At 61.4% G+C, this 13,028-nt stretch carries 10 protein-coding genes; 5 read left to right on the forward strand and 5 right to left on the reverse strand.

All coding sequences use genetic code 11. From position 1 onward, the window contains the following. Positions 1-38 precede the first annotated feature (38 nt). Positions 39-659, forward strand: coding sequence for a TetR/AcrR family transcriptional regulator (locus KI237_RS12495; RefSeq protein WP_186729398.1), 621 nt, complete (start codon positions 39-41; stop codon positions 657-659). Positions 660-803: 144 nt separating this feature from the next. Here the strand turns inward: KI237_RS12495 and preA are convergent, their stop codons facing one another. The 3 genes from preA to hydA all read right to left on the reverse strand — a co-directional run bounded on the left by preA (position 804) and on the right by hydA (position 5,049). Beyond that, entirely contained in the window at positions 804-2,078 is a 1,275-nt protein-coding gene (gene preA / locus KI237_RS12500; protein ID WP_212800068.1) for an NAD-dependent dihydropyrimidine dehydrogenase subunit PreA, read from the reverse strand. Beyond that, complete coding sequence (locus tag KI237_RS12505; RefSeq protein ID WP_212800069.1) at positions 2,079-3,446, reverse strand: NAD(P)-dependent oxidoreductase; 1,368 nt, start codon at positions 3,444-3,446, stop codon at positions 2,079-2,081. Positions 3,447-3,609: 163 nt separating this feature from the next. Beyond that, positions 3,610-5,049, reverse strand: coding sequence for a dihydropyrimidinase (gene hydA / locus KI237_RS12510; RefSeq protein ID WP_212800070.1), 1,440 nt, complete (start codon positions 5,047-5,049; stop codon positions 3,610-3,612). A gap of 613 nt (positions 5,050-5,662) precedes the next feature. Here hydA and KI237_RS12515 point away from each other — a divergent pair. The 4 genes from KI237_RS12515 (at position 5,663) to KI237_RS12530 (ending at position 10,720) form a co-directional block, all read left to right on the forward strand. Beyond that, positions 5,663-7,141: an NCS1 family nucleobase:cation symporter-1 gene (locus KI237_RS12515; protein WP_212800071.1), complete on the forward strand. Its 1,479-nt coding sequence runs from the start codon at positions 5,663-5,665 to the stop codon at positions 7,139-7,141. Positions 7,142-7,380: 239 nt separating this feature from the next. Then, positions 7,381-8,664 carry a Zn-dependent hydrolase gene (locus KI237_RS12520; RefSeq protein ID WP_212800072.1) on the forward strand — a complete coding sequence of 428 codons (1,284 nt, stop codon included), beginning with the start codon at positions 7,381-7,383 and terminating at the stop codon, positions 8,662-8,664. 84 nt (positions 8,665-8,748) lie between these two features. Further along, complete coding sequence (locus KI237_RS12525; protein ID WP_212800073.1) at positions 8,749-10,233, forward strand: helix-turn-helix transcriptional regulator; 1,485 nt, start codon at positions 8,749-8,751, stop codon at positions 10,231-10,233. A gap of 238 nt (positions 10,234-10,471) precedes the next feature. Next, positions 10,472-10,720, forward strand: coding sequence for a DUF1652 domain-containing protein (locus KI237_RS12530; protein WP_212800074.1), 249 nt, complete (start codon positions 10,472-10,474; stop codon positions 10,718-10,720). 163 nt (positions 10,721-10,883) lie between these two features. On the opposite strand, the gene KI237_RS12535 is transcribed toward KI237_RS12530, so the two are convergent. Both KI237_RS12535 and KI237_RS12540 read right to left on the reverse strand, forming a co-directional pair. Further along, a complete protein-coding gene (locus KI237_RS12535) occupies positions 10,884-12,269 on the reverse strand; it encodes a sensor histidine kinase (RefSeq protein WP_212800075.1) in 1,386 nt (461 codons plus the stop codon). After that, positions 12,247-12,930, reverse strand: coding sequence for a response regulator transcription factor (locus KI237_RS12540; protein ID WP_003202897.1), 684 nt, complete (start codon positions 12,928-12,930; stop codon positions 12,247-12,249). Before KI237_RS12540 ends, KI237_RS12535 begins: the two co-directional genes overlap by 23 nt. Positions 12,931-13,028 lie beyond the last annotated feature (98 nt).

The raw sequence follows: 13,028 nt of genomic DNA on the forward strand, positions 1-13,028 counted from the left end.
ATGCTAGTCTTGGTCAACGCTGTCGTCAGGGAGCCCTCATGGGCAATCACAAGATCGAGATTCGTCGCAGTAACGTCGAGAAAATCCTGCTGGCCGCCGAAAAGGTCTTTGCCGAGAAAGGCTTCGGCAGCACCGCCATGGCCGACATCGCCGCCGAAGTGCAGTTGCCCCGTTCCAACCTGCATTACTACTTCAGCACCAAGAGCGAGCTGTACAGTGCCGTGCTGTTCGACCTGCTGGAAGTCTGGAAGCAGGACGCCTTGTGCTTCGAGATGTTCGACGACCCCCGGGTGGTGCTCAGCAGCTACATCCGCGCCAAGATGAACCACTCCCGCAGCCGCCCCTACGGCTCGAAAGTCTGGGCCAACGAAATCATCCACGGCGCCCCGACGCTAGGCGAGGCCCTGGACGCCAGCCTCTACGACTGGGCCAAGATGAAGGAAGCGAAAATCCGCCAGTGGGTGGAGGACAAACGCATTCTCCCCGTGGAGCCTTCAAGCCTGCTCTACATGATCTGGGCCTCGACCCAGCACTACGCCGACTTCGACCATCAGATCAACATCCTCAATGATCACCAGCCGCTGTCGGACATGCAGTTCGAGCGGGCGGTGCAGACGGTGACCAGTGTGATTTTGCGGGGGATTGGGTTGGAACCTTGAGGTTGTGTAGTGAGATTGCTGGCCTCATCGCGAGCAAGCTCGCTCCCGCACTGGAGCTCTGGCGAACACGAGTTTGGTGTTCGCAACCGATCCCCTGTGGGAGCGAGCTTGCTCGCGATGGCGCCAGTCCAGACACCTCACATTTCAGACAGCAACATGGTAGGGATTACGCGGATCATGGTTCCAATCCAAAAACGGCTTGCCCGTGTCCACCGTCACCATCTCAATGCAGTCCTGCACCGGGCAGGTGATCTGGCACAGGTTGCAGCCCACGCATTCGTCATCGATCACTTCATATTTACGTGTTCCGTCCGCTTGCTTGAGGCTGGCGATGGCCTGGTGCGAAGTGTCTTCACAGGCGATGTGGCAGCGGCCGCACCCGATGCAGGCGTCCTGGTCGATCTTGGCAATGACCTGATAGTTGATGTCCAGGTACTTCCAGTCGGTGGTGTTGCCCACCGCGCGCCCGGAAAAAGCCTGGAGGTTGGCATGCCCGTGATCGTCCATCCAGCGTGACAGGCCGTCCTTCATCTCTTCGACGATGCGAAAACCATGCAGCATTGCCGCCGTGCACACCTGTACCGCGCCGCTGCCCAGGGCGATGAATTCGGCGGCGTCGCGCCAGCTGCCGATGCCGCCGATGCCACAAATGGGCAAGCCCTGAGTCTGCGGGTCACGGGCGATTTCGGCGACCATATTCAGCGCGATCGGCTTGACCGCCGAACCGCAGTAACCGCCGTGGGTGCTCTGGCTGCCGACGCTGGGCAGGGCGACCATGCGATCCAGGTCGACGCTGGTGATGGAGTTGATGGTGTTGATCAATGACACCGCGTCCGCACCGCCGCGATGAGCCGCGCGGGCGGCGACGCGGATGTCGGTGATGTTCGGCGTGAGCTTGACGATCACCGGCAGCGAGCAATAGGTCTTGCACCAGCGGGTCACTTGCTCGACGTACTCCGGCACCTGGCCGACCGCCGCGCCCATGCCCCGTTCCGGCATGCCGTGGGGGCAGCCGAAGTTCAGTTCGATACCGTCGGCGCCGGTGGCTTCCACCAGGGGCAGGATGCGTTTCCACGACTCTTCGACGCAGGGCACCATCAACGATACGATCAAGGCCCGGTCCGGCCAGTCCTTTTTCACCTGGGTGATTTCCCGCAGGTTGATCTCCAGCGAGCGGTCGGTGATCAGCTCGATGTTATTGATGCCCAGCACCTCGCGATTGGCGCCGTAATGGGCCGAATAGCGCGACGATACGTTCACCGCCGCCGGGTCTTCCCCGAGGGTTTTCCAGACCACGCCACCCCAGCCGGCCTCGAAGGCACGGACCACGTTGTAGGCTTTGTCGGTGGGCGGCGCGGAAGCCAGCCAGAATGGGTTGGGGGCTTTGATGCCGGCGAAGACAATCGACAGATCGGCCATTTACGCAGCCTCCACGTTGAGCATCAGTTGAGCGTTGATCGCCTCGGCGGCGAGCTTGCCATGTTGCACGGCCTGCACGGTGAGGTCCTGGTCCAGGCTGGTGCAATCACCGCCGGCGTAGACACCGGGAATGCTGGTGCGCAGGTGTTCGTCCACCAGAATCCGCCCGTCCTGGCGCTTGAGTTCCCGGGCCAGCGGATCCACCAGTGCGTTGTCGTCGAAAGCTTGGCCAATGGCTTTGAAAATGGCGTCGGCGGGCAGGTCGAAGGTGTCGGTGCCGATGACCAGCCGACCGTTCTCCAGATGCGTGCGGGAGAAGCGCATGCCGCGCACATGACCGGCGTCATCAAGCAACACCTGTTGCGGTTGGGCCCAGGTCAGCAGGCGCACCTGATTGGCCTTGGCGATGTCTTGCTCGTGCAAGGTGGCACCCATGTCTTCAAGGCCGCGACGGTAGACCAGGTTGACGTCCCGGGCGCCGAGGCGAGCCATTTGCACGGCCATGTCGATGGCGGTGTTGCCGGCACCGAGCACGATGCAACGATCCGCCAGCGGCAACTGGCTGAGGTCGTCGGCCTGGCGCAGTTCGCGGATGTACTCGGTGGCGGCCAGCAGCCCCGGTGCCTGTTCGTCGCTCAGGCCCAGCTGTTTGCTGGCGGCCAAACCGAGGCCGAGGAACACCGCGTCGAACTGCTGGTGCAGGTCGCTCAGGCTCAGGTTCTCGCCGAGTTTCTGGCCGTGGCGGATTTCGATGCCGCCGATCTCCAGCAGGAAGTCCAGTTCGCGTTGGGCGTAATCGTCCACCAGTTTGTACTTGGCGATGCCGTATTCGTTGAGGCCACCGGCCTTGTCCCGGGCTTCGAACATCACCACCTCATGGCCGTGCATGGCGCTGCGATGCGCACACGACAACCCCGCCGGCCCGGCCCCGACCACGGCGATGCGCTTGCCGGTGGCGGCGGCACGCTGGAAGGGGTGTTCGCTGAAGTGGGCGTTGTCCACGGCATAGCGTTGCAACGAGCCGATCAGCACGGGTGCGCATTCATGAGCGTTGTTGCGTACGCAGGCTTGCTGGCACAGGACCTCGGTGGGGCAGACCCGAGCGCAACTGCCACCGAGGATGTTGGCTGAAAGAATCTTCTGCGCCGCGCCTTGGACGTTGTCCTGATGGATGTTGCGAATGAACGAAGGGATGTCGATCTCGCTCGGACAGGCGTTCACGCAGGGCGCGTCGTAGCAGTACAGGCAACGAGACGCTTCCAGGTGGGCCTGGCGCGCATTGAGTGGCGGCGCCAGGTCGCTGAAACGGGCGGCGAGGGTGGCCGGGTCTTCCTGGGAATGGGGGAGGTGACTCAAGGGCTGGATCATGGAATGGGCCTCACGGTGTTGAGGTGCTGCCTCGGGTGGGCAGTGGTTTTTTCGTTGTCTGGGCTGGTCTCATCGCGAGCAAGCTCGCTCCCACAGGGAATTTCAGTGCAACGCAGATCCAGTGTGGGAGCGAGCTTGTTCGCGATAGGCCGAAGGCCTGGGTTCAGCGCTTCACAGCCGTCGGGCGCTGCAACTCAGCCCGCTTGCTCAGCAAATCAAACACCGCCGGATACGCCGGCCGTTCGATGTAGCGCCCCGCGCCCCGTTCGGCCCGCAGGTCGCCATCGGCCCAGACCAGCCGGCCCTGGCTGATGGTGTGGCTGGGCACGCCGCGCACGGTCTTGCCTTCGAAGATGTTGAAGTCCACTTGCTGATGGTGGGTCTTGGCGGAAATCGTGCGGCTGCCTTGTGGGTCCCAAAGCACCAGGTCGGCATCGGCACCGACGCGGATCGCCCCTTTGCGCGGGTAGAGGTTGAAGATTTTCGCGGTGTTGGTGGAGGTGAGGGCGACGAAGTCCTGCATCGACAATTTGCCGCTGTTGACCCCCTCGTGCCAGAGCACCGCCATGCGGTCTTCGATGCCGGCGGTGCCGTTGGGGATCTTGCTGAAGTCGTCACGGCCGGCGGCTTTCTGTTCGGCGCAGAAACAGCAGTGGTCGGTGGCGGTGGTGTGCAGGTTGCCCGATTGCAAGCCGTGCCAGAGTGCTTCCTGATGCCCGCGCGGGCGGAAGGGTGGGCTCATCACGTAACCGGCGGCGGTCTGCCAGTCCGGGTCGCGATAGACGCTGTCGTCCAGCAGCAAGTGGCCGGCCAGTACTTCACCGTAGACCGGTTGGCCCTTGCTGCGGGCGTAGGTGATTTCGTCCAGGGCTTCTTTGGTCGACACATGCACCAGGTACAGCGGTGTACCCAGGGTTTCGGCGATGCGGATGGCGCGGCTCGCGGCTTCGCCCTCCACTTGTGAGGGGCGCGACAACGGATGGGCTTCGGGCCCGGTGATGCCCTGGGCCAGCAACTTGCGTTGTAGGTGATAGACCAGTTCGCCGTTCTCGGCGTGCACGGTGGGCACCGCGCCCAGTTCCAGGCAGCGCTCGAAGCTCGCCACCAAGGTGTCGTCGGCGGCCATGATTGCGTTCTTGTAGGCCATGAAGTGCTTGAAGCTGTTCACGCCGTGATGATTGACCAGCTCGGCCATTTCTTCGCGGACCTGTTCGCTCCACCAGGTGATTGCCACGTGGAAACCGTAGTCGCTGGCGCTTTTTTCGGACCAGCCGCGCCACTGGTGGAAGGCTTCCATCAGCGACTGCTGGGGATTGGGAATCACGAAGTCGATGATGGATGTGGTGCCGCCGGCCAGGCCCGCCGCCGTGCCGCTGAAGAAGTCTTCACTGGCGACCGTGCCCATGAACGGCAACTGCATGTGCGTATGGGGGTCGATGCCGCCGGGCATCAGGTATTGGCCGCTGCCATCGAGCACTTCGACGCCGGCTGGAACATCCAGGTTTTCACCAATGGCCTTGATCACGCCGTCGGCACACAACACGTCGGCGCGATAACTTTCATCATGGGTAATAACGGTGGCACCACGGATCAACAGAGACATTCCGAGTTCCTCGCAGGCATGACCGACTGTTGCCGGTTCTTTATGTTTTATCGATCACGGTTATTAAATGACGGGGTCATGCAGAATTTTATTCTTGTCACGACTGTCAGGATTAGAAGCTAGCTGGAGTTTTTGAAATGAGCAAGATTATTTTTTATAAGCTTATGCTCTTATTAACTTATTGAAAATAAAGGATTAAATATTTAAATCACCAAAATTGTGAGTGTGCTCACCATTTTGACGCACTTGACAGGATCGTTATTTGAGCGAGATTTGTCATGGGAAATCAGCGGCTTGAAAACACTTGAAGTGCGGGCTAGACCCCTCGCCTTGATTCGGGGTGCACCACTTTGAATCTCGAACTCGACAGGACGTATAGGTCATCTAGCCTCAAGTCGATGAGCCCGACGTGAAGCGGGGCGGTGAATTGGCTTTAAATCTTTAGATATCAAATGTTTGAGAAGGTTATATCGATCATCCGGTCAGCTCGACGCGTTATTCGGCACGGTTATTGAGTGCCGTCGTGGTCTGGCGGGGTTGTCGGGAGCACACGTGCAAGTACTCCGGCCATCGCCAGTCGATGAGCAAAAATAATGAAAACAGTGGAGCGGACATGACCAGATCAACAGTGACTGAGCGCGACGGGTTGTTCGAGCTTGAAGCCGGCAGCGACGTCCTCGACAGCCCCCGTTATAACCACGACATCGCGCCGACCAAGGTGCACGAGCGAACCTGGAACAGATGGCACATCACCGCACTGTGGGTGGGCATGGCGATCTGCGTGCCGACCTACACCCTCGGCGGCGTGCTCACCGCCTATTTCGGCTTGACGGTGGGCGAGGCGCTGCTGGCGATCCTGTTTGCCAACATCATCGTACTGATCCCCCTGACCCTGAATGCCTTTGCCGGAACCAAGTACGGCATCCCGTTTCCGGTGCTGTTGCGCTCGTCTTTCGGTGTGATTGGTTCCAACGTGCCGTGCCTGATCCGGGCCCTGGTGGCCTGTGGCTGGTTCGGGATCCAGACGATGTTCGGCGGGCTGGCGATCCACCTGTTTCTCGGCTCGGTGTTCGAAGGCTGGAAGAGCCTGGGCGGTACCGGCGAGGTGATCGGTTTCATGCTGTTCTGGGTCATGAACCTGTGGGTGGTGTTGCGCGGTGCCGAGTCGATCAAGTGGTTGGAAACCTTGTCCGCGCCGCTGCTGGTGCTGGTGGGCGCGGGGTTGTTGGTGTGGGCATTGCCCAATGTCTCGCTGACCGAGCTGATGGCGGTCCCGGCCAAACGCCCCGAAGGCGCCGGGGTAACGGGCTATTTCCTGGCCGGGCTGACGGCCATGGTCGGCTTCTGGGCCACCCTGTCGTTGAACATTCCCGACTTCAGCCGTTACGCCAAGAGCCAGAAAGACCAGATCGTCGGGCAGATCATCGGCCTGCCGCTGACCATGTTCCTGTTCGCCTCCCTCGGCGTGGTCATGACCGCCGCCTCGGAAAAGCTGGTTGGGGTGACCGTCTCCGATCCAGTGAGCTTGATCGGGCATATCCAGAGCCCGGTGTGGGTGGCCCTGGCCATGGTGCTGATCATCGTCGCCACGCTCTCGACCAACACCGCCGCCAACATCGTCTCGCCCACCAACGACTTCCAGAACCTGGCGCCGAAACTGATCGGCCGGACCAAGGCGGTGATGCTCACCGGGTTGGTGGGGCTGGCGCTGATGGCTCACGAACTGCTGAAAAAACTTGGCTTGATCGTTTCCGAGGTCAGTCTGGAGTCGGTCTATTCCAACTGGTTGCTGGGCTATTCGAGTTTGCTGGGGCCGATTGCCGGGATCATGGTGGTGGATTATTTCCTGATCAAGAAACAGCAACTGGACCTGGCCGGGTTGTACCGCGACGACGTTTACCCGGCGTGGAACTGGAACGGCTTCATCGCCTTTGGCGTGCCGGTGCTGCTGACGTTGCTGTCCCTGGGCAGCGATGCGTTCAGCTGGTTCTACAGCTATGGCTGGTTCACCGGCTCGGCGCTGGGCGGGGTGATTTATTACGGGTTGTGCAGCATGCGAGCGAGCCCGTCCGTCGCTAAATCTGCGGTGTGAAGGAGGGCCTCATCGCGAGCAAGCTCGCTCCCACATTGGATTGGGGTGGATGCAAAGTCTGTGTGCTCAGCAGATACCCCTGTGGGAGGGAGGGCCTCATCGCGAGCAGGCTCGCTCCCACATTGGATTGGGGTGAATGCAAAGTCTGTGTGCTCAGCAGATCCCCCTGTGGGAGCGAGCTTGCTCGCGATAGCGGCCTCAAACACACCTGAAAAATGCCTGAAAAAAAGGAGATCCCCATGAACGCAGCCCTCGACGTCCTGCAATCGACCCATCAGCACATCAACCGTGATCGCCTATGGCAATCGCTCATGGACCTGGCCCAACTCGGTGCCACGGTCAAGGGCGGAGTGTGCCGGCTGGCCCTGACCGATCTCGACCGCCAGGCCCGCGACCTGTTCGTGCAATGGACCCAGGCGGCGGGCTGCACCGTCAGCATCGATGCGGTGGGCAATATCTTCGCGCGGCGCCCGGGGCGCAACCCGAACCTGCCGCCGGTGATGACCGGCAGCCACATCGACACCCAGCCCACCGGCGGCAAATTCGACGGCTGCTTTGGCGTGCTCTCCGGGTTGGAGGTGCTGCGCACCCTCAATGACCTGAATATCGAAACCGAAGCACCGCTGGAAGTGGTGGTGTGGACCAACGAAGAAGGCTCGCGCTTCGCCCCGTGCATGATGGGCTCCGGGGTGTTCGCCGAGAAATTCACCCTGGAAGAAACCCTCGCCAAGACCGACGCCGAAGGCATCAGCGTGGGTCAGGCGCTCAATGCCATCGGCTATGCCGGCACGCGCCCGGTCAGTGGGCATCCGGTGGGCGCGTATTTCGAGGCGCACATCGAACAGGGACCGATCCTGGAAGACGAGGGCAAGACCATCGGCGTGGTGATGGGCGCCCTGGGGCAGAAATGGTTCGACCTGACACTGCGCGGCGTCGAAGCTCACGCCGGCCCGACCCCGATGCACCTGCGCAAGGACGCTCTGGTAGGCGCCTCGATCATCGTCGGTGCAGTCAACCGCGCCGCCCTCGGTCATCAGCCCCATGCCTGCGGCACGGTCGGTTGCCTGCAAGCCTATCCGGGCTCGCGTAATGTCATCCCGGGTGAGGTGCGCATGACCCTGGATTTTCGTCACCTGGAACCGGCGCGCCTGGACTCGATGATCGCCGAGGTCAAGCAGGTGATCGAAGACACCTGTCGCCAGCACGGCCTGACCTTTGATTTGAAACCCACGGCCGACTTCCCGCCGCTGTATTTCGATAAAGGCTGCGTCGACGCCGTACGCGGCGCCGCCCAAGGGCTGGGCCTGTCCCACCTGGACATCGTCAGCGGTGCCGGCCATGACGCGATCTTCCTCGCCGAACTGGGCCCGGCCGGGATGATCTTCGTGCCCTGCGAAGGCGGCATCAGCCACAACGAAATCGAAAACGCCGCCCCGGACGACCTCGCCGCTGGCTGCGCGGTGCTGCTGCGAGCGATGCTGGCGGCTTCACAGGCGATTGCCGAGGGGCGCATGGCAGCTTGAAGGCACGATGCACTATTGCAAACCCATGTGGTCGTAACCTTCAACGCATCCATGCTTGAAACCTACTGACCACATGGAGACCCAATGAATCAGCAAGTTCCGACCACCGATACCAACCGTCGTCAATTGCTGCAGATCATTGCCGGGCTGTCCGACGGGGTGATGTTGATCGAGGTCGACCAGACCATTGCCTGGGCCAACGCAGCGGCCTTGGCGATGCACGGGGTCGAGGACCTCAGTGAACTGGGCACCACGGCCCGGCAATACGCCCGGCGTTTCAATCTGCGTTATCGCAACAACCACCCGCTGACCGAAGATAACTACCCCATCGCCCGGGTTGCCCGTGGCGATGAGTTCAGTGATGTGCTGGTGGAAGTCACGCCCCAGGCCGACCCGGATCGCACCTGGGTGCATCGGATCCGCAGCATGGTGCTGGCCGACCGTAACGGCGAGCCGGAGCTGCTCGTGCTGATCCTCAGCGATGCCACCGAATGGGCCAGCGCCGAGCAACGCTTCGAGAAAACCTTCGGGGCCAACCCGGCACCGGCGGTGATCTGTCGCCTCAGTGACCTGCGTTACATCAAGGTCAATCCGGGGTTCCTGGAGATGACCGGCTACAGTCGTGAGCAGGTGATCGGGCGTTCGGTGTATGAACTGGACGTGCTTGAAGCCGCTGAAAGGCGCGACCTGGCGATCGAGCGCCTGGGGCAGGGCGCGACCATTCCGCAAATGGAGGCCGAGTTGAAATTGCCCGACGGCACCAGCAAGCAGGTGATCGTCGCCGGCCAGCCGCTGGACCTGCATGACGAAGACTGCATGCTGTTTTCCTTCATGGACATGGAGCCGCGTCGCAAGGCGCAAACGGCGCTGCGCCAGAGCGAGGAGCGCTTTGCCAAGTCGTTCCGCCTGTCGCCCGTGCCCACCCTGGTATGCAGCGCCGAACAACAGTTGTTGGAAATCAACGAGGCGTTTCTCCACACCTCCGGTTACGCCAGCGAAGAACTGTTGGGTAAAACCGTGGAGGAAATCGGCTTTCTTGACAAGGACGCCAGCGCCGCGCTGTTTGCCCGGCTGGAAAAGGCTGCCGCGGTCTCGAGTATCGACGTCAAGGTGCACAAGAAGGGCGGCGAACTCATCGACTGTGAGGTCGCCGCTGATACGGTGGTCATCCAGGACAAGCCTTGCTATCTGCTGGTGTTGATGAACATCACCGAGCGCAAACGCTCGGAGCTGGAGCTGGTGGCGGCTATCGAAGAGGTGATGAAAGACGCTTCCTGGTTCAGTCGGACCTTGATCGAAAAACTGGCTAACGTGAAGAGTATCAACGCCCAGGTGCCCAGTGTGTCATTCACCGAGCTGACGGCCCGGGAGCGGGACGTGCTGGGGCTGATCTGCGAAGGCCTGGCCGACAAGGAAATCGCCGCGCGGCTCAAACTGGCGCCCAATACCGTGCGTAATCACGTGGCTACGCTGTATTCGAAACTGGATGTCCATAGCCGCAGCGAAGCGATTGTCTGGGCGCGGGAGCGGGGTTTGTTCGCTAACGAATGGCGGATGAAGGCACCATGATAGCCAGTGCAAATGCACCGGGCATGCTGGTGCAAATTCGGGTTTTGCATGGGGGTTCGGTTCCTTAGGCTGTCAGGGTGCGGCATCGTCCATGATGTCGCGTCCCGACGAAACACTTAAGGAACACGCCACAATGTGCAACGAACGAACCCAGTATCAGAGCGACGGGATGTCTACGTGGACCAGGAGGTCGCAGCTGTGCACCGTTCATTTGCCCCCCGCGGCTGAGGTGCATCGCATGACCCATCTGGCCCCCTTGCGCAGCCGCCTCGAAGAAAGTTTTACGCCGCTGGCCTGCGAATGCAGCCTCAATGGCGACGGCACTCTCACTGTGCGCCTGTATCACCGTGAAAGCGGTGAGGTGGACCTGGTAGTGAGCGGCATGAGTGTCGACAGCGTCCGTTCGGAAGCGAGCATCGCCAAGTTGATCGAAGAGCTGCGCTATGAGCTGGAAAACATCCCGCTGCATCGCAATGACCCGGCATAAATAAAGGCCAGGCACCTCAACCTCTGTAGGAGCTGGCGAAGCCTGCGATCTTTTGATCTTGATCTTTTGCTCTAGATTCAATTGCTTTCGCTCTAGATTCAATTGACTGTGGAAAGATCGCAGCCTCGCTTCGCTCGACAGCTCCTACCGAGCTCCTACAGGGCTACAACAACGTCGCCCGGCAATCGAGCACCAACCGCGCGCCGCCGTGCTCACTGCTGCCCACCTCCAGCGTGAACCCATGCAGATTGACGATCGCCGCGACGATGGACAGGCCCAGGCCGAATCCGCCGTGCTGGCTGCTGCCTTCGGCACGGTAGAAGCGGCGAAACACGGCCCTGCGCTCCGCCTCGGGGATGCCCGGGCCAGAATCGAGCACTTCGATGCGGGTGCTGTCGCCCTGATCGACCCCTCGCAGGATCACTGTGCCGCCTGGCGGGGTGAACTTGATGGAGTTGCTCAGCAGGTTCGACACGGCCTCGAACAATAATGCCCGGTCGCCATTGAGCAGGGGCAGCGCATCAGGCACCTCTAGGGTGAAGGTCAGTTCGCCTTCTTCGGCCAGCGGCAGGTAAAAGTCATGCAGCTCCTGCAATAACTGCAACGGGTCGAGGCGCACGAACCCCGAGCGCCGTTGTTGGTCTTCCAGTTCGGAAATCCGCAACAGGCCCCGAAACCGAGCCATCAGGGTGTCGGTTTCGGCGATCACCTGGTCCATCTGCAAGGCCTCGGGCGAGCCGTCCGGCGCTTGCTGCTGGATGCGATAAAGTTGGGCACGCAGGCGCGTCAGCGGGGTGCGCAGGTCATGGGCGATGTTGTCGCACACGCCCTTGACTTCATTCATCAAGCGTTCGATGCGGTCGAGCATGGCATTGACGATCGCCGCCAGCATGTCCAGTTCATCACGCCGGCTCGACAGCGGCAGGCGATGGGTCAGGTCGCCGGCGACGATAGCCTCGGCGCTGGCTTGCAGTTTGCGAATACGCTGCAGCGGTCGGCGACGCAACAAATGCCAGCCGGCAATGCCCGGCAGGATCGTCAGCGATACTCCCCAGAACAGCGCGTGCAAGATGATGCGGGTCACGGCGAACAGCGAGCCGTTGTCACGGGCCAGGACCAGCCAGCGACCGTCCTGGGTCCGGGTCGCCACCGCGTCACAACTGTCGGAAGGTACGCTCGGGTCGTCGGAATCGACGCAACCGCCGAGCATGTGGATCCTGCCGTCCAGTGGCAGGTCGGCGGGGATGCGTTGGATCGGCCCGTTCAAATGCCGCAATTGCGGATCGAACAGTCCGTAGGCATCGACACCGCGATCGTCCAGCGTCAGGCTGGCCATGAGCGCATCTTCGAGTTGATCGCCATGGATCCGGGCGAACAGGTGCTGGCGCTGCATCAGGGAGTGCTTGGCCAGGCTGTCGAGGTAGCCAAACACTTCGTAGTACATGACCCCCATCAGGATCGCGCTCCATATCACGAACAGCGAACTGTACAGCGCCAGCAGACGGCTGCTGGAGGAGCGCCAGCCTTTAGCAGGGTTCAGCAATGACATAGCCGGAACCCCGTACCGTGCGAATCAGCGGTTCCAGGCCCGGCGGGTCGATTTTCTTGCGCAGGCGGCCGATGTGGACATCGATCAGGTTGGTGCCTGGGTCGAAGTGATAACCCCAGACTTCCTCGAAAATCATCATGCGCGAGAGGATCTGCCCGCTGTTGCGCATCAGGAACTCGAGCAGCTTGTATTCGGTGGGCAGCAGGCTGAGCAGTTGCCCGTTGCGGCTGGCTTCGCGGCTGATCAGGTTCAACTCCAGGTCGGCGACACGCAGCACGGTTTCCGGCTCGCGGGCACCATTGTTGCGTCGCAGCAGCACCTCGACCCGGGCAGCCATTTCGTCGGTGGCGAACGGCTTGGTCAGGTAATCATCGCCGCCGGCCCGCAGGCCACGGACCCGCTCATCCACGTCGGAGAGGGCGCTGATCATCAGGATCGGCGTGGCCACGCCCATGGTGCGCAGCGTGGTGACGATCACCAGGCCGTCGAGCTCGGGCAGCATGCGGTCGAGGGTGATCAGGTCGTAGTCGCCGCTTACTGCCCGTTCCAGGCCTTCGCGGCCGTTGTCGACCCAATCGACGTCCAGGCCGTTGCGGGTCAGCTCGGCGACGATCTCACGGGCGGTCACGGCGTCGTCTTCGATGGTCAGGATGCGGTTCATGGGCGGTACCGTGTTGGGAAATTGGTGCTATTGCGCAGCATTCTGCCAAAAAATACCTGTCGGCTTTCTGAAAAAAAGTTCATGAGCCGACGAGCCGA

The organism is Pseudomonas sp. St316, assembly GCF_018325905.1.
Taxonomy (GTDB): domain Bacteria; phylum Pseudomonadota; class Gammaproteobacteria; order Pseudomonadales; family Pseudomonadaceae; genus Aquipseudomonas.

What these genes read in the sequence shown, in the direction of transcription:
- KI237_RS12530 (WP_212800074.1), top strand. Translation starts at nt 10,472, where the DNA reads ATGACCCATCTGGCCCCCTTGCGCAGCCGCCTCGAAGAAAGTTTTACG.
- KI237_RS12515 (WP_212800071.1), top strand. Translation starts at nt 5,663, where the DNA reads ATGACCAGATCAACAGTGACTGAGCGCGACGGGTTGTTCGAGCTTGAA.
- KI237_RS12495 (WP_186729398.1), top strand. Translation starts at nt 39, where the DNA reads ATGGGCAATCACAAGATCGAGATTCGTCGCAGTAACGTCGAGAAAATC.
- hydA (WP_212800070.1), bottom strand. Translation starts at nt 5,049, where the DNA reads ATGTCTCTGTTGATCCGTGGTGCCACCGTTATTACCCATGATGAAAGT.
- KI237_RS12535 (WP_212800075.1), bottom strand. Translation starts at nt 12,269, where the DNA reads ATGTCATTGCTGAACCCTGCTAAAGGCTGGCGCTCCTCCAGCAGCCGT.
- KI237_RS12525 (WP_212800073.1), top strand. Translation starts at nt 8,749, where the DNA reads ATGAATCAGCAAGTTCCGACCACCGATACCAACCGTCGTCAATTGCTG.
- KI237_RS12540 (WP_003202897.1), bottom strand. Translation starts at nt 12,930, where the DNA reads ATGAACCGCATCCTGACCATCGAAGACGACGCCGTGACCGCCCGTGAG.
- KI237_RS12520 (WP_212800072.1), top strand. Translation starts at nt 7,381, where the DNA reads ATGAACGCAGCCCTCGACGTCCTGCAATCGACCCATCAGCACATCAAC.
- KI237_RS12505 (WP_212800069.1), bottom strand. Translation starts at nt 3,446, where the DNA reads ATGATCCAGCCCTTGAGTCACCTCCCCCATTCCCAGGAAGACCCGGCC.
- preA (WP_212800068.1), bottom strand. Translation starts at nt 2,078, where the DNA reads ATGGCCGATCTGTCGATTGTCTTCGCCGGCATCAAAGCCCCCAACCCA.